This window comes from Rhizobium rhododendri, from assembly GCF_007000325.2.
GTDB classification, from domain to species: Bacteria; Pseudomonadota; Alphaproteobacteria; order Rhizobiales; family Rhizobiaceae; genus Rhizobium; species Rhizobium rhododendri.
The window spans coordinates 2,599,500-2,617,169 of the sequence record NZ_CP117267.1; the positions used below are offsets into that span (position 1 = coordinate 2,599,500).

17 protein-coding genes are annotated in these 17,670 nt (G+C 60.8%); 7 read left to right on the forward strand and 10 right to left on the reverse strand.

What is annotated here, in order from left to right; translation table 11 throughout:
• Nucleotides 1-18: 18 nt before the first annotated feature.
• Nucleotides 19-786 carry an endonuclease III gene (gene nth / locus PR018_RS12580; protein ID WP_142830385.1) on the forward strand — a complete coding sequence of 256 codons (768 nt, stop codon included), beginning with the start codon at nt 19-21 and terminating at the stop codon, nt 784-786.
• Here the strand turns inward: nth and PR018_RS12585 are convergent.
• Complete coding sequence (locus PR018_RS12585) at nt 760-1,473, reverse strand: sulfate transporter family protein (RefSeq protein WP_142830383.1); 714 nt, start codon at nt 1,471-1,473, stop codon at nt 760-762. The two genes, nth and PR018_RS12585, sit on opposite strands and share 27 nt — an antisense overlap.
• Nucleotides 1,474-1,704: 231 nt before the next feature.
• On the opposite strand from PR018_RS12585, the gene PR018_RS12590 reads away from it, so the two are divergent.
• The gene (locus tag PR018_RS12590) at nt 1,705-2,556 is read left to right on the forward strand and encodes a MurR/RpiR family transcriptional regulator (protein ID WP_142830381.1); all 852 of its coding nucleotides are present in this window, start codon (nt 1,705-1,707) and stop codon (nt 2,554-2,556) included.
• A 114-nt stretch (nt 2,557-2,670) separates the two neighbouring features.
• Here the strand turns inward: PR018_RS12590 and PR018_RS12595 are convergent, their stop codons facing one another.
• From PR018_RS12595 to PR018_RS12635, 9 genes are all read right to left on the reverse strand, one after another.
• Nucleotides 2,671-4,254, reverse strand: coding sequence for an FGGY-family carbohydrate kinase (locus PR018_RS12595; protein ID WP_142830379.1), 1,584 nt, complete (start codon nt 4,252-4,254; stop codon nt 2,671-2,673).
• Entirely contained in the window at nt 4,254-4,946 is a 693-nt protein-coding gene (locus tag PR018_RS12600) for an HAD family hydrolase (RefSeq protein ID WP_142830377.1), read from the reverse strand. The genes PR018_RS12595 and PR018_RS12600 overlap by 1 nt, the downstream gene beginning before the upstream one ends.
• A 57-nt stretch (nt 4,947-5,003) precedes the next feature.
• The gene (locus tag PR018_RS12605) at nt 5,004-6,482 is read right to left on the reverse strand and encodes a mannitol dehydrogenase family protein (RefSeq protein WP_263431682.1); all 1,479 of its coding nucleotides are present in this window, start codon (nt 6,480-6,482) and stop codon (nt 5,004-5,006) included.
• 125 nt (nt 6,483-6,607) lie between these two features.
• Nucleotides 6,608-7,612, reverse strand: a complete 1,005-nt coding sequence (locus tag PR018_RS12610; protein WP_142830375.1) for an ABC transporter ATP-binding protein — start codon at nt 7,610-7,612, stop codon at nt 6,608-6,610.
• Nucleotides 7,613-7,630: 18 nt separating this feature from the next.
• Nucleotides 7,631-8,461 (reverse strand): carbohydrate ABC transporter permease, encoded by an 831-nt coding sequence (locus PR018_RS12615; RefSeq protein WP_142830374.1) that lies wholly within the window; start codon nt 8,459-8,461, stop codon nt 7,631-7,633.
• A 1-nt stretch (nt 8,462) separates the two neighbouring features.
• The gene (locus PR018_RS12620) at nt 8,463-9,335 is read right to left on the reverse strand and encodes a carbohydrate ABC transporter permease (RefSeq protein WP_142830372.1); all 873 of its coding nucleotides are present in this window, start codon (nt 9,333-9,335) and stop codon (nt 8,463-8,465) included.
• A gap of 145 nt (nt 9,336-9,480) precedes the next feature.
• Entirely contained in the window at nt 9,481-10,791 is a 1,311-nt protein-coding gene (locus tag PR018_RS12625; protein WP_142830370.1) for an ABC transporter substrate-binding protein, read from the reverse strand.
• 145 nt (nt 10,792-10,936) lie between these two features.
• Nucleotides 10,937-11,890: a sugar-binding transcriptional regulator gene (locus PR018_RS12630; RefSeq protein WP_142830368.1), complete on the reverse strand. Its 954-nt coding sequence runs from the start codon at nt 11,888-11,890 to the stop codon at nt 10,937-10,939.
• 89 nt (nt 11,891-11,979) lie between these two features.
• On the reverse strand, nt 11,980-12,435 hold the full coding sequence (locus tag PR018_RS12635; RefSeq protein ID WP_142830366.1) for an RbsD/FucU family protein: 456 nt from the start codon (nt 12,433-12,435) through the stop codon (nt 11,980-11,982).
• A gap of 232 nt (nt 12,436-12,667) precedes the next feature.
• Between PR018_RS12635 and PR018_RS12640 the strand changes: the two genes are divergently transcribed.
• From PR018_RS12640 to PR018_RS12660, 5 genes are all read left to right on the forward strand, one after another.
• Nucleotides 12,668-13,327, forward strand: a complete 660-nt coding sequence (locus PR018_RS12640) for a response regulator (protein ID WP_142830364.1) — start codon at nt 12,668-12,670, stop codon at nt 13,325-13,327.
• A complete protein-coding gene (locus PR018_RS12645) occupies nt 13,327-14,691 on the forward strand; it encodes a sensor histidine kinase (RefSeq protein WP_142830362.1) in 1,365 nt (454 codons plus the stop codon). Before PR018_RS12640 ends, PR018_RS12645 begins: the two co-directional genes overlap by 1 nt.
• A gap of 62 nt (nt 14,692-14,753) precedes the next feature.
• A complete protein-coding gene (locus PR018_RS12650) occupies nt 14,754-15,680 on the forward strand; it encodes an ROK family protein (RefSeq protein ID WP_142830360.1) in 927 nt (308 codons plus the stop codon).
• Nucleotides 15,670-16,380 carry a copper homeostasis protein CutC gene (locus PR018_RS12655; protein WP_161990966.1) on the forward strand — a complete coding sequence of 237 codons (711 nt, stop codon included), beginning with the start codon at nt 15,670-15,672 and terminating at the stop codon, nt 16,378-16,380. The genes PR018_RS12650 and PR018_RS12655 overlap by 11 nt, the downstream gene beginning before the upstream one ends.
• Nucleotides 16,381-16,550: 170 nt before the next feature.
• Nucleotides 16,551-17,369, forward strand: a complete 819-nt coding sequence (locus PR018_RS12660; protein WP_142830356.1) for a DUF6030 family protein — start codon at nt 16,551-16,553, stop codon at nt 17,367-17,369.
• Nucleotides 17,370-17,670 lie beyond the last annotated feature (301 nt).

The window sequence follows — 17,670 nt, forward strand, 5'->3', positions numbered from 1 at the left end:
CGCGATTATAGGTCTTTGATGGCAAATCCCAAGATCAAATCCGGCCTTCCGGCCCCGAAAAAGGCCCTTGCGACAGCACGCCGCAAGCCCTCGTTCCGCAGCGTCTATCCGAAGACGGAAATCGACGAGATCTTCCGTCGCTTCTCGATCCAGCGGCCTGAGCCAAAGGGCGAACTGGAGCACGTCAATCCCTTCACCCTGCTCGTTGCCGTGGCACTGTCAGCGCAGGCGACTGATGTCGGTGTCAACAAGGCGACACACGCCCTGTTCGCCATCGCCGATACCCCCCAGAAGATGCTCGACCTCGGCGAGGATCGAATCCGCGACTATATCCGCACGATCGGCCTCTATCGCAACAAGGCGAAAAACGTCGTCGCCCTGTCTGCAAAGCTGATCAGCGATTTCGGCGGCGAGGTGCCCCAGACCCGCGAAGAGCTGGTGACACTGCCGGGCGTCGGCCGCAAGACCGCAAATGTCGTGCTATCCATGGCCTTCGGCCATTCCACCATGGCCGTCGACACGCACATCTTTCGTATCGGCAACCGCATCCGGCTCGCACCCGGCAAGACGCCGGACGAAGTCGAGCAGCGGCTGATGAAGGTTATTCCAGACCACTATCTCTACCACGCCCACCACTGGCTTATCCTGCACGGTCGCTACGTCTGCAAGGCCAGGCGGCCGGAATGCGAACATTGCATCATTGCTGACCTCTGTCGCTCGCCGGAAAAAAGCTGCGACATCCCGGCGCCGCTTGTACCCCTACCGCCGCAATTCGTCGGAGAATGAGGGGTCGCGGAGGGTCAGCCGCTTGTGCAGATGAACCATCATGGCGCCAGCAAACAGCGGCGTCAGCAGGTTGACGAACGGAATGGTCAGAAACGCTGCAATCACCAGCCCGGCCAGGAAAACCGTGGACGCATTCTTCTTTCGAAAATTCCGGGCCTGCTGCGGCGAGCGAAAGCGGCTGGCGGCGAATTCGAAAAATTCGCGGCCGAGTAAGTAGCCGTTAACCAGGAAGAAGGCGACGAGATTGACCCCCGGCACGATCAGCAGAATAAGCGCTATGCCGTTGCCGACGATGAGCACGCCGAGGAACTTGATCGAACTGACCATGGCAGGGCCGAAGGGCATCGCTTTGCCGGGGGCATCGAGCGGATAGTCCTGGCGCTCGACGACCTCGGCGACGTCATCCAGGAACAGCCCGGCGACCAGCCCCGCCACCGGCGCCAGCAGGAAGGCCGCGCCAAGGCCCACGACTGCCGCCAGCGCCACGGCCAGCCAGTCGACCCAGGCAGGCAGTCCTGAGAAAAAGTAGTGCAGTAAAGACACCCCGTAGGTGGCGACAAGCGCCTGCAAAGCTAGCCAGAAGCAGATCAGGACGGCGATGGAGAGGCCGAGTACTTTCCAGACCACCCGGCGCATGTCCGGTGCCAGCAGATTGGCAACCGCCAGGCGTGCAGATTCTATGATCATGGATGACATTCTCGCGTAAAAGGCTTTTGATCTATGTAAGGGAGGCTAGGCACTCCGACAAGAACTCGGTGTGTACAAGCAACGCCAACATTGTAATAAAGGCTGCACTAATATAAAATGAATGATATTACACGAGACAAACCTTACTTTTGACGAACCTGAAAATTAGGCATTGACGCGCGCAGATTGTTTTGTTTGGACAGTGATGGCGCAATAACATTGCGAGGCAGAATGGACGACCTCAGCCAGAAGCTAAAACAATATATCAAATCCGGCACGCCCGCCGAGAGACGGATTGCGCGGTACTTTTCAGACCATATGAGCGAACTGCCATACGAGACTGCATCGTCCGTTGCCGACAGGCTGGAATTGAGCCCGATGACCGTTGGCCGCTTTCTGCGGGCGCTGGGCTACCAGGGGCTGGATGGCTTCAAGGTTCACCTGCGCGAAACGGTTCCGCCGACCGCGCTGCAGAAGAACCCGACGACCGTGGAGCAGCTCCACCAGGACGCCGCCGCAGGCCTGCCGTTGGCAGCATTGATGGCAGAGCAACTGGACATGCTGCACCATGTCTACAATCTCTCGTCCCAGCCGCAATGGGCAGACGCGGTCTCTTCCATCCTCGGTGCAAGCGACGTCTTTGTCGCGTGCCATCTGACATGCCCGATCGGCCAGTATTTTTGCGATCGACTGAGCTTTGCCCGCGACAACGTACGGATGGCCGGCAACGGCAATGCCACCTATATGGAGCTTCTGGCACCATCCACGACGAATTCGTTGCTCATCATTATCGACTCGCACCGCTTCGCGAAGTCTCGACTGCTAGCCCGCTCGGCACGTCGCTCGGGCCTGAAAGTTCTGCTGGTCACCAGCCAGTACACTGACTGGGCCCATGAATTTTCCAACACCACGCTGTCCGTCCCGCCGCCCCGTGTCGGGCCACGCGATAATCTGACCGCGATGTCCGCACTACTGGAGTTCCTCGCAACCGCTGTAATCCACGCCGCCGGCCAGGACGCCGAAGTCCGCGCACGGCGACTGGCAGAACTCGAGAACATGTTTGCCGAAGCACCGATGCGGTAAATCCGAGAGGCGGGTGGAGCGGTTACAGCGAGGGCGCGTATCGCTTTGGCGCTAGAAGTGCATAAAAACAAAGAGATAGAACATTTTTGCATCACCATGAGATGCTGAAATGTTCTAATCCATCATTTCGAGTTCAGCCCTATGGCGGATCATCGCCAGGAACCGTCTGTACTCCCGGTCATAGCCGGCCTTTCTGCTGGCGTCGGGCACCCGCTCGTTGCCGCCCGGATACATCGCCGCCCCGGCCGTTGCCAGCGTCTCGTGCATCCCACAGGCGACCGAGGCCGCAATTGCAGTGCCAAGCAGCACGGCTTCGTTCATCTTCGGCATGATCACCGTGCAGCCGGTGACGTCGGCATAGAGTTCCATCAGCACCGCGTTCTTCACATGCCCGCCTGCGACATGCAGTGTGTCCGGAACGTGCCCGTGTTCCCGCATCTTGTCGAGGATATGGCGAATGCCAAGGGCAATGCCGAGGCTTGTCCGCCAGTAGAGCCGGCATAATCCGTCAAACGAAGTATCGAGCGTCAGGCCGCTGATGACGCCAACCGCATGCGGATCGGCAAGCGGCGAACGGTTGCCGTGGAAATCAGGTAGAACGTGAATACGGGCACCGAAATCGGCACCCTCAATATCACGCAACTCCAAGATCCTCGCGACGATCTGGGCATGCAGGGCAGCGGTCGGCGCGCCACCGGCAGCGTGCATCCGGACGATATGGTCCAGAAGCCCGCCGGTTGCCGACTGGCCTGCTTCGACCAGCCACCAGTCAGGATAGACAACATCGAAATATGGGCCCCACATGCCTGTGCTGCCCGGCATTTCGCGGGAAAAGGCAACGACGCAGCTCGACGTTCCCGCGATCAGCGCGAGTTGTCGCTCTAGTTCCTCCGGCTTGCCGACATGCGCGGCAAGCGCGCCCAATGCGCCCGCATAGGCATCGATGACCCCGGCGGATACACGGCAACTGCTGTCGAGCCCGAGGGCTTGCGCCGCCTCCACGCCCAACATGCCCATGCTCGAGCCGACCGGCGCCGTCTCCTCCGGCAGGTGTCCACGCTCGAGGAGGTCGGAGAGACCGATCTGGTCGAGAAAATCGTGCTGCCAGCCGGGGCTGCGATGCGCCAGGTAATTCCATTTCGCCGTCAACGTGCAACGCGAGCGAGCCAGCGATCCGGTCGCCTTATAGGTCATGAAATCCGCCAGATCGAAGAAGTAGCCGCTTCGTGCCCAGCTCTCCGGCAGGTTCTTCTTCAGCCACATCAGCTTCGGCATCTGCATTTCCGGCGACATTACATGGCCGGAATGGGCAATGACCCGGTGCTGCGTGGCGGTGCAGAGGTCCGCTTCCGCCAGCGCGCGGTGGTCGAGCCAGACGATGGTGTCGAAACGCGCCTCGCCCCCGGTCGATACCGTCAGCGGCTGGCCATCGCGGTCGCGCACCACCAGCGAGCAAGTGGCATCGAAGCCGATGCCGGCAATCGCGTCTGCCGCCACGCCGGAAGCGGAGCGTGCAGCCCGGACGGCAGCACAGACTGCCGACCAGATATCCTCCGAGCTATGTTCCGCATGATTTTCCTGCGGCCGGTTCATGAGGATCGGATGCTCGCCCTTGCCCAGCATCCGCCCATGCGAATCGAACACGCCGGCGCGCGCGCTGCTCGTGCCGATATCGACCGCAATCACATGATCACGCATTAAGTCCCGGTCCTGTCCGTCCTGTGTTTTTGGACAAGGTGTATCAAATCCGGCATGGCGTCAAACACCACTTCGGGTGCCAACCGCTCCAGTTCCGCCCGGTAATGGGCCGAGGTGGCATGCGCTCCGCCGGTGAAGGCAAAGACCGTCATTCCGGCGGCCCGTGCAGCGACGATGCCCGCAGGACTATCCTCGACGACGATGCAGTTTTCCGGTGGGACGCCCATCTGCTTCGCCGCATAGAGAAACAGGTCCGGCGCCGGCTTTCCGCGCTTGACCATGCTGGCGCTGAAAATATGCGGCTCGAGCCGATCGAGGAGGCCTGTCAGGCCGAGCGACAGCTTGATCCGCTCCAGCTGGCTGGACGATGCCACGCAGCGCCTGATGTCGAGCCTGTCGAGAGTTTCGCCAATACCGGTAATCGGCTGCAACTCGCTGCGAAACCGGGCGTAAAGGTCCTCACGGATACGATCGAGAAAAGCCTGGTCGGCCTGAACGTTAAATTCCGTATCCAACGTGTCGATCAGGGTTGCAAGGCTTTTGCCGAGAAAGCGCTGGTAGGCACCTTCAGCATCGATTTCGATCCCGCTGTCCCGCATCGCCTGGACGACGACGGCGATGGAGAGCGGTTCGCTGTCGACGAGAACGCCATCGCAGTCGAAGATGACAAGCCCGTTTTCCGCGTCAATCATTGCCGGTCCACCTTCATCCAAAGGGATGCCGGCGCCTCTCGGGACGCCGGCCGATGTTTAATCAGCCAGATTGTTGTCGAGGTAAAGCTGCAGCGTTTCGCGCGTACCCTTTTCCCACAGCGTCTTAAGTGCGTGCGCAAAACGCTTGCGGAAAAGCTCGGACTTGGCGACCTCGCCGAAAATGTCGTCGAAAACGAGGAAAGCCGCCGGATCTGTCTTCGCCTTCAGTGCCGCTGCGTGCAGTCGATCCGAACTGGCATCGTTGAAGACGATTTCCTTGCCGCTGTCCGTCGTGCCGGCGAAATAACGGCACCACAGCGCGGAGACCAGCGACAGGCCGACAATATCCCTGCCCTGCGCCAGATTATCGAGCGTCGATGGCAGGATGAATTTCGGCTGGCGATTGGAGCCGTCCTGCGCCAGGCGCGGAATGGTATCGGCAATCTTCGGGTTCAGCAGCCGGTGCTCGATCAGCGCGAAATAGTCCTTCAGGTCGGTGTTTGGCACAGGCGGGATGATCGGGATGATTTCCTCGTTCTCGAGCTTAGCGAGAAAAGCCCGGATCAGTGGATCTTCCATCGAATCATGGACGAAATGGATGTCCATCAGCGCCGCCGGATAGGCGATCGCTGCGTGGCCGCCATTGAGGATGCGGATCTTCATGTGCTCGTAGGGCGTGACATCGGGCACGAAGGTGACGCCGACCTTTTCGAGCGCCGGGCGGCCAGCCGTGAACTTGTCCTCGAGTACCCACTGCTTGAATTCTTCGCAATAGACTGGCCAGTTGTCCTCGATGCTGAAAACATCCTTCAGCAGGTCGATCTCGCGCTGCCCGGTCGCCGGCGTGATGCGGTCGACCATGGCATTCGGGAAGGCAACGTTGGCCTTGATCCAGTCGGCAAGGTCAGGGTCCGAAAGCCGCGCAGTGCCAACGACGGCGTTGGTCGCCACCACGCCATTGTGCGGAATGTTGTCGCAGGACATGACGGTGAACGGGACGAGGCCCTTGTCCTTGCGCGCCTTCAGCCCGGCAACGATCAGGCCGAAGACCGTCTTCGGTTCGCCAGGATTCTGGCCGTCGGCGATGATGGCCGGGTGGGCCGGATTGAACTTGCCCGAGGCATCGATGAAATAGCCGCCCTCGGTAATGGTCATGGACACGATACGGATGGCCGGGTCGGCGAGCTTTGCAATGATCGCCGCGGAATCGCCGACTGGCAGGATGTCGATCATCGGACCTGTGACGCGCGCCGACGTCGAGTTGTTGTCCTGCTCGACAACGGTCGTCAGAAAATCCTGCGCCGCAAGCTTTTCACGCATGCTGGCGTCGGACGGCAACATGCCCGCACCGACGATTGCCCAGTCATGATCATGGCCCGCAGTGAACAGGTCGTCCAGATAAACCGCCTGATGGGCACGGTGGAAATTGCCGACGCCGAAATGGACGATACCGGCCGACAGCTGAGACCGGTCATAGGCCGGGATGGCGGCCGTTTCCGAAATGGCTTTCAGGGTTGCCAGCGAGAGTTTGGTCATGATCGAAAGTCCTTCCGAAAGGTCCTGATGGTCCGTATTATCGTTGCGCCCGTCGGCCACTGCGCTTCCCCGGCTCACTCGCCGGGACGTGCGTCATCGCTCGTCGCGGGTGCGGCGTGGCCAGCCTAGGAGGCGATGGCCAGGCCCTTGTCGTCGAACTTGTGGATGCGGGTGCGGTCCGGGGTCATGTAGACGATCTCGCCTGCCTTGACCGGGAATTCACCGGTACCACGCGCCGTGATGTGGCCGATACCTTCGACATCGACGTGCAGGAACGTATCGGAGCCGAGATGCTCGGCAACCGTGACCTTGCCCTGCCAAACGCCGCTTTCGGTCGACAACACGATATGCTCGGGCCGAACGCCAACCGTCGGCGCGCCGAACGGCTCTGCATAGACGCCGGTGACAAAATTCATCCTCGGCGAACCGATGAAGCCGGCGACGAAGAGATTTGCCGGGTTCTTGTAAAGCTCCATCGGCGAGCCGACCTGCTCGATGTTGCCGCGGTTGAGGACGACGATTTTGTCTGCCATGGTCATGGCTTCGACCTGGTCGTGGGTCACGTAGACCATTGTGGTCTTCAGCTGCTGGTGCAACTCGCTGATCTCGAGACGCATGTTGACGCGCAGCGATGCATCGAGGTTTGAAAGCGGCTCGTCGAACAGGAAGGCCGATGGCTGGCGCACGATGGCACGGCCGATGGCGACGCGCTGGCGCTGGCCGCCAGACAGCATGCGCGGCTTGCGGTCCAGATAATCGGTGAGGTTCAGCACGCGGGCGGCTTCGCTCACCTTGCGGTCGATCTCGTCCTTCGACATGCCGGCCATCTTCAGCGGGAAGGCGATGTTGCTGCGCACGCTCATATGCGGATAGAGCGCATAGGACTGGAACACCATGGCAAGCCCGCGCTCGGATGGTCCGAGGCTCGTGCCGTCCTTGCCGTCGATGATGATCTTGCCGCCGGACACATCTTCCAGCCCGGCGATCAGCCGCAACAGCGTCGATTTTCCGCAACCGGACGGCCCGACGAAAACGACGAACTCGCCGTCCTTGATTTCAAGGTCGATGGAAGGGATGACCTTGGCTTCGCCAAAGACCTTCGAAACCTTCTGAAGGGTAATGCTGCCCATGTCTCTCTCCCAGATATCTTATTTGACCGCGCCAAAAGTCAGGCCGCGAACGAGTTGCTTTTGGCTGAACCAGCCGAGGATCAGGATCGGCGCAATCGCCATGGTCGAGGCGGCCGAAAGTTTTGCATAGAACAGACCTTCGGGGCTCGAGTAGGAGGCGATGAAGGCCGTCAGCGGCGCCGCCTTGGAAGCAGTGAGATTGAGCGTCCAGAACGCCTCGTTCCAGGCGAGGATGACGTTCAGCAGCAATGTCGAGGCGATGCCCGGTATTGCCATCGGCGTCAGCACGTAGATGATTTCCTTCATCAGCGAGGCACCGTCCATGCGGGCTGCTTCCAGGATCTCACCCGGAATTTCCTTGAAGTAAGTATAGAGCATCCAGACGATGATCGGCAGGTTGATGAGTGTCAGCACGCCGACGAGACCGATGCGGCTGTCCAGCAGGCCGGTGGCCTGGAAGAGCAGATAGATCGGAATGAGGGCGCCGACCGGCGGCATCATCTTGGTCGAGAGCATCCACATCAGGATGTCCTTGGTCCGCTTCGTCGGCGAAAACGCCATTGCCCAGGCGGCCGGAACCGCGATGATCAGCCCGATGATGGTCGATCCGACGGCAATGATGACCGAGTTCGAGAAGTGCAGGAAATAGTCCGAGCGAGACTGCACCTCGACATAGTTCTCGGTCGTCCAGTGGAAGAACAGGAACAGCGGCGGCGAGGCGACGGCATCGCCTTCCGACTTGAAGCTGGTGAGGAAGGTCCAGAGGATCGGGAAGAAGATCAGCAGGCCGAGCGCCCAGGCGACGACCGAGACGATGACCTTGTGGCGGGTGGAAACGCTGCGAGCCATCTCAAGCCTCCAGATTCTTGCCGACGATGCGGACGAGGAAGATAGCGACGATGTTGGCCAGCACGACGGCGACGATACCGCCCGCCGATGCACCACCGATGTCGAACTGCAGCAGCGCCTGCGAATAGACCAGATAGGTCAGGTTCGTGCTGTCCGTGCCCGGGCCGCCATTGGTGGTAACCAGGATTTCGGCAAACACCGACAGCATGAAGATGGTCTCGATGAGAATGACCACCGTGATGGCGCGCGCCATGTGCGGCAGGATGATGTAGATGAATTTCGACACCACGCCGGCACCGTCCATCTCGGCTGCTTCCTTCTGCTCTTCGTCGAGCGACTGGAGAGCTGTCAGCATGATGAGCGTCGCAAACGGCAGCCACTGCCAGGCGACGATGACGATCACCGAGGCCAGGGGGGCGTTGGCCAGAAAGTCGTAAGGCTGGAGCCCGACAGCCTTTGCCGCATAGGCAAAAAGGCCGTTCACCGGGTTCATGAACATGTTCTTCCAGATCAGCGCCGCCACCGTCGGCATGACGAAGAACGGTGCGATCACCAGGATACGGACGATCCCCTGGCCGAACATCGGCTGGTCCAGCAGCAGCGCGAAGGCAATGCCGCCGACAATGGTGATGAGTAGCGCACCGCCAACCAGCAGCAGCGTATTCATCAGCGCCTGCAGGAAGGCCGGATCGGTGAGGAAGTACTCGTAATTGCTAAAGCCGATGAATGGATGGTCGCCCGGCATCAGCAGATTATAGTTCAGCGTCGAGAAATAGATCGTCATTGCCAGCGGCACGATCATCCACGCGAACAGCAGGATCACGGAGGGCGCCATCATCAGGCGGGCAGCGGAACGGGTCTGTAAGGTCGCCATGGGAAGGACCAATCTTGTCTTGAAGCGGGGAGAGTGGCCGCAACAGCGGAATTTTTAAAAGGCCGCCAAGTGACGCTTGGGGCGATCGCCGGCGAACAGGAGGGAGGCGCGCAAGGCGCCCCCACTCCCTAGCCCAGCCGATATCTTACTTGGGATAACCGGCCTTCTTCATTTCGCGGGTCGTCAGTGCCTGCGCACTCTTGAGAGCCTGGTCGACAGTGACCTGGCCGGCAAGCGCTGCAGAGAACTGCTGGCCAACGGCAGTGCCTATACCCTGGAATTCAGGAATAGCGACGAACTGAACGCCGACATAAGGAACCGGCTTGACAGTCGGCTTCGTCGGATCGGCGGAGTTGATGCTGTCCAGCGTCATCTTCGCGAAAGGAGCAGCCTTCTGGTAATCGGCATTCGCATAGAGCGAAGCGCGGGTACCGGGAGGTGCGTTCAGCCAGCCGTCTTTCTGAGCAACAAGGTTGGTGTATTCCTTGCTGGTTGCCCAGGCGACGAACTTCTCGGCAGCTTCGATCTTCTTGGAACCGGCCGGGATGGCGAGATTCCAGGCCCAGAGCCAGTTGCCGCGCTTGCCGAGACCGTTGTCAGGAGCAAGTGCGAAACCGACCTTGTCGGCAACCTTGGACTGCTTCGGATCGGAAACGAAGGAAGCAGCAACCGTGGCGTCGATCCACATACCGCATTTGCCGGTCTGGAACAGGGCGAGGTTTTCGTTGAAGCCATTCGAAGAAGCACCTGGAGGTCCGTCTTCCTTCAGCATCTTCACGTAGAAGTCGAGGGTCTTCTTCCACTCAGGCTGATCGAACTGTGCAGTCCACTTTTCGTCGAACCAGCGTGCGCCGAAGGAGTTGGACATGGCTGTCAGGAAAGCCATGTTCTCGCCCCAGCCGGCCTTGCCGCGAAGGCAAATGCCGTAGACTTCGTCTTTCTTGTCGGTGATCTTCTTGGCTGCGTCTGCGATGAAGTCCCAGGTCGGGGCATCAGGCATCTTCAGGCCGGCCTTGTCGAAAAGGTCCTTGCGATACATGACCATCGAGCTTTCGCCATAGAATGGCGCAGCATAGAGCTTTCCATCCGTGGTCAGGCCGCTGCGGATGGCCGGAAGAAGGTCATTCACATCATAGCTGGCGCCGAGATTGTCGAGCGGCTGCAGCCAGCCTTGCTTGGCCCAGATCGGAACTTCATAGGTACCGATCGTCAGAACGTCGTACTGACCGCCTTTGGTGGCAATGTCGGTCGTGACCTTCTGGCGGAGGATGTTTTCTTCGAGCGTCACCCACTGCAGGTCGATGCCCGGGTTCTTGGTCTTGAAATCATCGGTAAGTTTCTGCATGCGGACCATGTCGCCGTTGTTGACGGTAGCAATGGTTAGCGTCTCTGCAGACGCCATTCCGGCAAGCATCATCACTGAGCAGGCGCTCAGGAGTAGAGTCTTCAATTTCATAATCTTCCTCCCAGAAGAGAAAATATGAGCATTCGCTTAGCTCGAGGGCAATTACTCATAACATGCGACAAGTTGTCAATGCTTAATCGTTGCTGCGACGCCGAACGAAAAAATAAGTCGTTGAAGAAAATGGGTTAAATTTGCCTCAGTCGTCGATCAAGAATGCGGCAGTCGCCTCATCCGTAATCAGGCCGTTGATCAGCCGGCCTGTCAGCGCCGCTCTGATAGCCTCAAGTTTGCGTTGCCCCTTGGCAATTCCGATCACGGTCGATGTTTCGCGGCTGGGTATCGGCGCGCTGGCGACACGCTCGTTGACGGCGTTTTCGAGCAATTTGCCCTCCCCGTCGAAGATCCAGCCGCAGATCTCCCCGGTCGCGCCTTTGGCGACAAGCCCGACCATTTCGTCCCGGCCGAGAAAGCCGTCGACGCAGAGTGGCGCGTCGACGCCCATCTCGCCGATCCCGACAAAGGTCACATCGGCAACGGCGCTGATATCGAGCGTCGAGCGCACCAGCGCCTGCGCGTGCAACAACTCACGCTCAGAAGCAGCCGATACGAGAACCGGCAACGGCATGGGATAGTGACGGGCCTTGATCGCGTCCGCCATGCTGAAGATGACGTTGTAATAGGCAGCGGAGCCGTCCGGACCGATGTTGCCGGTGAGCGAAACGATCCGATGCTGCGTGCAATCGATGGAGGGCAACTGGTCGACGGCAGCCTTCAGCGTGCGCCCGGTGCCGATGGCAAGCACGATGGGCTCCGGTCGCTTGAGCCAGCGTTCGATCTCGGCGGCGGCGGCCTCCGCGATGCCGACAGTCGTCGACGTCGATCCGGGATCGCTCGGCACCACCTCGACATGGGAGAGGCTGAATTTCCGGCGCAGATCCTCGGCCAGCTGCAGGCAGGCGGCGATTGGATGGTCGAGGCGGACCTTGATCAGCCTTTCGGCAACCGCGAGCGACACAAGCCTCTGTGCCGATTGCCGCGAAATCCCCATGGCCCCGGCGATCTCGTCCTGGGTCCGGCCGGCGACATAGTACAACCACCCGGCTCTTGCCGCGTCATCGAGCCTGCCCTGGGTTTCCGACTTCCTGGCCATCCTGTCCCTTCTGTGGCGCTGGCCGCAACATCCCCGACATCGGGTCGAACATCGCTGCAGCCAGAGGCACGATTGTGACGACGCGAACCTTACGCTGCGTCGGGCGGAATGACGCCCTTGGTCAGGGTGAAGCAGCCGTAAAACCGGCGCTCGCCTGTCTGGATGACGCAATAGGCGCTCTTCGCACGCTCATAGAACGCGAAACGCTCGACCGGCACAAGCGGCCAGTGCTTGCCTTCGGCGCGATCGATCTCTGCCTGCATCTCGACCTGAACGGCCGGCAGTTCATCCGGGGAGCCGACCACTTCCATGCGGGTGGCTGCGTCGTCGATGAACGTATCGAGCGGCATCAGCGACAGGATGGCGGCAGCAGCCTGTGGAGAGGTGACGTTATCAATCCGCAGCAGATGGCCAAGGCTCGTTTCGAGCGCCACCGACTCAGCCGGGAAGTTGGTATCGACGATGACAAGCATGTCGCCATGGCCCATGGAGGCCAGCGCGTGCAACACGTCGGCATTGAGAGCAGGTGAAATTCCCTTGAGCATGATAAAGCCTCCTCCAGGCACTTCTTTCAGAATTCGCATTGGTGGCGGGAGACCCCGCACTTTGCGCAGCAGACAAGTAAACGCGACGCCGCAGTCTGTCCAGAGACGCCGTGGATGCGCGTCCGCAAGCGAAGCGCCGACGCCAGCTTGATACACGGCTTATTTAAGCCCCGATTGACCGCATAGCTCCCGCCATATTAGGACAGACATCCCCGAGCGTTGCGAGGCAATTGTGAGAATTCTCCTGGTCGAAGACGACGATACCCTCGGCAGCGCTGTACGCGACCACATTGCCGCGAGCGTCCATGCCGTCGACTGGGTGAGAAACCTCGGAGATGCCGAAAGCGCGGCGAACTCGGTTCACTACGGCCTCATACTTCTCGATCTGCAATTGCCGGATGGCACTGGTATCGATTTTCTGAAGACACTCCGCAAGAATGCCAAGGAGACACCGGTCATCATCCTGACGGCACGTGACCAGATTTCAGACCGGATAGAGGGTCTGAACAGCGGCGCCGACGACTATCTGGTCAAGCCCTTCAATCTGGGCGAACTCTCCGCGCGCATCATGGCGGTTGCCCGGCGTTACTCAGGCAGTCCGCAGCCGATGCTCAAGATCGGCGACCTCGAAGTTGACCAGACGCAGCGCCGCCTTATCGTATCGGGCAAGGACGTCGTGCTGACCGGCCGCGAATGGGCGGTTCTCGACCTGCTGGTCGCCCGCCCCGGCGCCATGGTCTCCAAGGACCAGGTCGAGGAGGCGCTCTATGCCTTCGGCTCCGAAATCGAGAGCAACACTGTCGAGGTCTATGTCAGCCGGCTGCGCAAGAAGATCGGCCGGGACCGCATCCGCACGGCGCGCGGCGTCGGCTACTCGCTCGGAGAACGATAATGCCGGAGACACTCGGCCGCCTCAGCCGCATCAGCATCACCCGTCGGCTGATCACCACGCTCACAGGGCTCGTCGTGCTCTTCTGGCTGATCGCGGTGGGCCTGGGCGCCTATGTGATGAACCGGGAATTTGCCGAAATCTTCGACGGAACGCTGCAGGAAACAGCGGAAAGACTGATGCCGCTCGTGCTCGACGACCTCGCCCAGCGCGACGGCGCCACCGATCCCCAGGCTTTGCAGGCCGTGCAGCAGGGCCTGAACAAGGAATATCTCACCTATCAGGTCATCGATTCCAGTGGCAAGGTCATCATCCACTCACAGGAAGCGCCGGCCACGCCCTATGACGTACCCCTGAAGGTCGGTTTTCACGACACGCCGAAGCACAAGATCTACACAGAATCGGCGCTCAACGGCACCTTGTTCCTGCATGTAGCCGATGCCTTCCGAAACCGTCGCGAGGCCCTGCGCGAAGGCACCGTGGCGCTGCTCTGGCCGCTGCTGCTGCTGATACCGACGAGCATACTGCTGATCCAGTTCATCGTCAGCCGCTCGCTGGCGCCCATCGACCGCCTGCGCGACGAGATTGGCACCAAGGACAGCGGCAATATGGCGGCAGTCGAAGGCGATACACTCCCCCGCGAACTGCGGCCGATTGCCCGTTCCGTCAACCTGCTGCTCGGAAGGCTGCGGTCGGCACTGGAAGCCGAGCGGGAATTTACCGCGAACAGCGCCCACGAGCTGCGCACGCCGATAGCCGGTGCGCTGGCGCAGACACAACGATTGATCGCCGAACTGCCCGAGGGTCCCTTGACCGTCAGGGCCGGACGCATCGAGACGGCGCTCGCCAATCTCGGACGCCTTGCAGAAAAGCTGCTGCAGCTGGCGCGTGCCGAAGCCGGGATCGGCGCATCCGACAAGCCGCTGGATCTGACGCGCATCGTTGACGCTGTCGTCGGCGACTACGACCGGGACAGTCACACCGCCGGTCGCGTCACGCGAGACTATGCAGCCGGGGTGACCCTCGCGCGCTGCGTCGACATCGACGCCTTTGCCATCGTCGTCCGCAACCTGATCGAAAACGCACTCGTCCACGGACCGCACGATGGGGTCGTCACCATCTCTGTCACCGGAGATGCCGTCAGCGTCGTCAACGGCGGCAATGTCGTCGCGGCCGAGGAGCTCGCCGGCCTCAAGCGCCGGTTCCGTCGCGGGGAAACGAGCGCCGCCGGCTCAGGCCTCGGCCTCGCGATTGCCGACAAGATCGTCACACAGATGGGCGGCCGACTGGACCTGCTGTCGCCGGCCTCGGGTCAGCCAGATGGCTTCGAGGCCCGCATCGTCCTGACACCGCCGGCCGGAAGCTGATCTCTTGCAATGGCTGGAAAAGGATGCGAGCAACGTCGTCTCAGTGCCATAGCGAGTGACGGATGATCGTTTCTTTTGACATCGGCGGGTCCGCCATCAAGGGCGGTTTTGCCCGCTCCCAATCCGACATTACGACGCTGCCGCGCCGGGTTACGCCCGGCCATGATTTCGAGGCCTTCGTCACGGTGCTCCGCGAGATTATTGCCGAGGCCCCGGAAAAGCCTGATGGCATCGCCGTCTCCATCGCCGGCGTCGTCGATCCGGACACGCAGACGCTGACCTGCGCCAACATTCCCTGCCTCCACGGTCGCAAACTTGGTAGCGATCTGGAGACGGCACTCGGCTATCCCGTGCTGATCGCCAACGATGCCGATTGCTTTGCCATGGCAGAGGCCTTTTCCGGCGCGGGTCGCGGTCACCGCATCGTCTTCGGCGCCATCCTCGGCACCGGGGTCGGCGGTGGACTGGTTGCCGACGGGCGGCTGGTTAATGCATCCGGCGGCTTTGCCGGCGAATGGGGCCACGGACCGATCGTCGCGGCCTTTGCCGGCACACCGCCTGTGGCCATTCCCGCCTACCCTTGCGGCTGCGGCCAAACCGGATGCGTCGACACTATCGGTGGCGCGCGGGGCATGGAACGCCTGCACGCGCTGCTCCACGGCACCAGTCTTTCCAGCGAGGAAATCATCGGCTTTTGGCTCGGCGGCGACGATAAGGCGAGTGCAACGCTCGACGTCTACATCGATCTCGTCGCGCCGCCCCTGGCCCTGACAGTCAACATTACAGGCGCCACCATCGTGCCCGTGGCAGGCGGTTTGTCGAATGTCGAGCCGCTGCTGGAGCGCCTGGATATAGCCGTGCGCCAGCGTATCCTGCGGAAATTCGACCGCCCCCTCGTCGTCCGCAGCCAGTGCCGCATCGAGCCCGGCCTGATCGGCGCCGCCATTCTCGGGCTGCGCGATGTCGAGGAGCGCCGCCATGTTGCTTGAGGTCTGCATCGAGGACAGCGCCGGCCTTGCCGCCGCCATCGACGGCGGCGCGGATCGCATCGAACTGTGCAGCGCGCTTGCCATCGGCGGCCTGACGCCGAGCGCCGGCCTGATGCGCGAAGCCGGCCAGCGTCAACTGCCTTGTTATGCCATGATACGACCACGTCCCGGCAACTTCGTCTGGTCCGCGGAGGACATGGAGGTGATGTACGGCGATATCGACATCGCACGCAGCGCTGGATTGGCCGGCGTGGTACTAGGTGCCTCCCTGCCCGATGGCCGGCTGGATCGCGAAAGCCTCGACAAACTCGTCCGCCACGCCGAAGGTCTCGGCCTGACGCTGCATCGTGCCTTCGACCTCGTGCCCGACTGGCGCGACGCCGTCGAAATCGCAATCGATCTCGGTTTCGAGCGGATTTTGACCTCGGGCGGAAAAGTGGCGGCTCCGGATGGGGTCGAGGCGTTGGAAACGCTGGTAGCACTTGCATCCGGCCGGATATCCATCATGCCTGGCTCCGGCATCAATCCGCAAACCGTGAGCACCTTGATCCCGAGATTGAAGATCACCGACATCCACGCCTCCTGTTCTTCCAGCGCAGCATCCAGCGACCCGCGGCTTGTCTCCCTCGGCTTTGCGCCTGCGCTCGAGCGACGTACGGACGGCGCGGTGGTTCGCGCCCTGAAGGCGCTAGTCGCCTAAGACGGGCTGCGTTGCCGACATGGCAAGCCCGATTGCCACTGGGCGACAAAGAGGGCATGAATGCATCTGTTGCGTAAAAGCGTCCCTTCCGGAAAGTCGGGAACTGCGGCTGCGCGAAAACGATGCTTTCACGGCTTGAGTCTCGACAGTGATTTCGCAGAGAGCATGAAATGACGGTTTCACCCCCGCGACGGAAAAGCCGCATCGTTTTCTGGCTGGCCGCGATCCTCATCCTGACGGGCATCGTCGCCACCGCGCTGCTTGCCAACGACCGGCGGAACTTGCGGTTTCTGGCTGACCGCTACCATATCGGCTGGCTCGGATATGAAACCGTCATGCCGCCGAAGAAGCTACCGCAAGCCAAACAAGGCCCGCGGCCGTTTGCGCCACCGCCAAGCCCGCCTGCAGTGGTAAAACCGGTCGCGACGCGGCTTTTTACCAACCTGAATTCCGCGCCCAGCTTTTTCCTACGCCGCTGGAAAATCGCCGGCGAGAAGGCCTGCAACGCAATCTCACGAGCCGGCTTCCCCGTCAGCCCTTGGCATCAGGGCGTCATCGACAATTCGACATTCGAATGCAGCTACCAGACGCCGGTGTCGGAGACAGCAGAAGAAGAACAACCTTCGCTCTTCGTCATCGTCCGCGGCACGCCGAAAGGCGAGGTCAGCAGTATCCGGGTCAAGGCGATCCTGCCCGAGACTGCCGCCGGGCGGGAGCTGCAGGCAAAATTCCAGGGCTTGGTCCACGCCATCGTCCAGGCTGTCGGCTGGGGCGACCTCAGCGATGCCACGGACCGCATTGGAAGGCTCGAGAACGTCACACAGTCGAGCTTCGGCGCAAGGATTGTATTCTCGCATGAGTTCGCCGATCCGCGCCGTTTCAACCTCATCCTCGACATCGACAGACCCACCGGCGACCGCATCCTCGCGGCCAATTTTTTCGACACGTCCAAGTGGTTGCCGCTGCCCGAAATTATCGCGCGCAAGTGATCCGAATTGGTACAGCAGCGGAGTGCAAACAAGGACAACGCAATTGCTGCGTTGCAACATACTGCCATTGCACTAAGATGGCCTCGTTCTACATGTTCGTTTCACCGTTCATTCCGTAGGGGATTTCGATGAGGTAGCAGGCGTGAAGCCAGCCGGTAAAGCTCTGGCATCATTCATGAAACTGATGACATATCAGTTTATCTGTTTCTTGAGCGATTACGCAGGAGCCGGAAATCTGGCCACGTCAGCAACTTCAAATCGACCAACAGAACGCGTTTGCGTTGTCTGAAAAAGAGGAAAA

What these genes read in the sequence shown, in the direction of transcription:
- PR018_RS12610 (WP_142830375.1), bottom strand. Translation starts at nt 7,612, where the DNA reads ATGGGCAGCATTACCCTTCAGAAGGTTTCGAAGGTCTTTGGCGAAGCC.
- PR018_RS12630 (WP_142830368.1), bottom strand. Translation starts at nt 11,890, where the DNA reads ATGGCCAGGAAGTCGGAAACCCAGGGCAGGCTCGATGACGCGGCAAGA.
- PR018_RS12600 (WP_142830377.1), bottom strand. Translation starts at nt 4,946, where the DNA reads ATGATTGACGCGGAAAACGGGCTTGTCATCTTCGACTGCGATGGCGTT.
- PR018_RS12655 (WP_161990966.1), top strand. Translation starts at nt 15,670, where the DNA reads ATGTTGCTTGAGGTCTGCATCGAGGACAGCGCCGGCCTTGCCGCCGCC.
- PR018_RS12660 (WP_142830356.1), top strand. Translation starts at nt 16,551, where the DNA reads ATGACGGTTTCACCCCCGCGACGGAAAAGCCGCATCGTTTTCTGGCTG.
- PR018_RS12615 (WP_142830374.1), bottom strand. Translation starts at nt 8,461, where the DNA reads ATGGCTCGCAGCGTTTCCACCCGCCACAAGGTCATCGTCTCGGTCGTC.
- PR018_RS12620 (WP_142830372.1), bottom strand. Translation starts at nt 9,335, where the DNA reads ATGGCGACCTTACAGACCCGTTCCGCTGCCCGCCTGATGATGGCGCCC.
- PR018_RS12645 (WP_142830362.1), top strand. Translation starts at nt 13,327, where the DNA reads ATGCCGGAGACACTCGGCCGCCTCAGCCGCATCAGCATCACCCGTCGG.
- PR018_RS12650 (WP_142830360.1), top strand. Translation starts at nt 14,754, where the DNA reads ATGATCGTTTCTTTTGACATCGGCGGGTCCGCCATCAAGGGCGGTTTT.
- PR018_RS12635 (WP_142830366.1), bottom strand. Translation starts at nt 12,435, where the DNA reads ATGCTCAAGGGAATTTCACCTGCTCTCAATGCCGACGTGTTGCACGCG.
- PR018_RS12595 (WP_142830379.1), bottom strand. Translation starts at nt 4,254, where the DNA reads ATGCGTGATCATGTGATTGCGGTCGATATCGGCACGAGCAGCGCGCGC.
- PR018_RS12585 (WP_142830383.1), bottom strand. Translation starts at nt 1,473, where the DNA reads ATGATCATAGAATCTGCACGCCTGGCGGTTGCCAATCTGCTGGCACCG.
- PR018_RS12625 (WP_142830370.1), bottom strand. Translation starts at nt 10,791, where the DNA reads ATGAAATTGAAGACTCTACTCCTGAGCGCCTGCTCAGTGATGATGCTT.
- nth (WP_142830385.1), top strand. Translation starts at nt 19, where the DNA reads ATGGCAAATCCCAAGATCAAATCCGGCCTTCCGGCCCCGAAAAAGGCC.
- PR018_RS12590 (WP_142830381.1), top strand. Translation starts at nt 1,705, where the DNA reads ATGGACGACCTCAGCCAGAAGCTAAAACAATATATCAAATCCGGCACG.
- PR018_RS12605 (WP_263431682.1), bottom strand. Translation starts at nt 6,482, where the DNA reads ATGACCAAACTCTCGCTGGCAACCCTGAAAGCCATTTCGGAAACGGCC.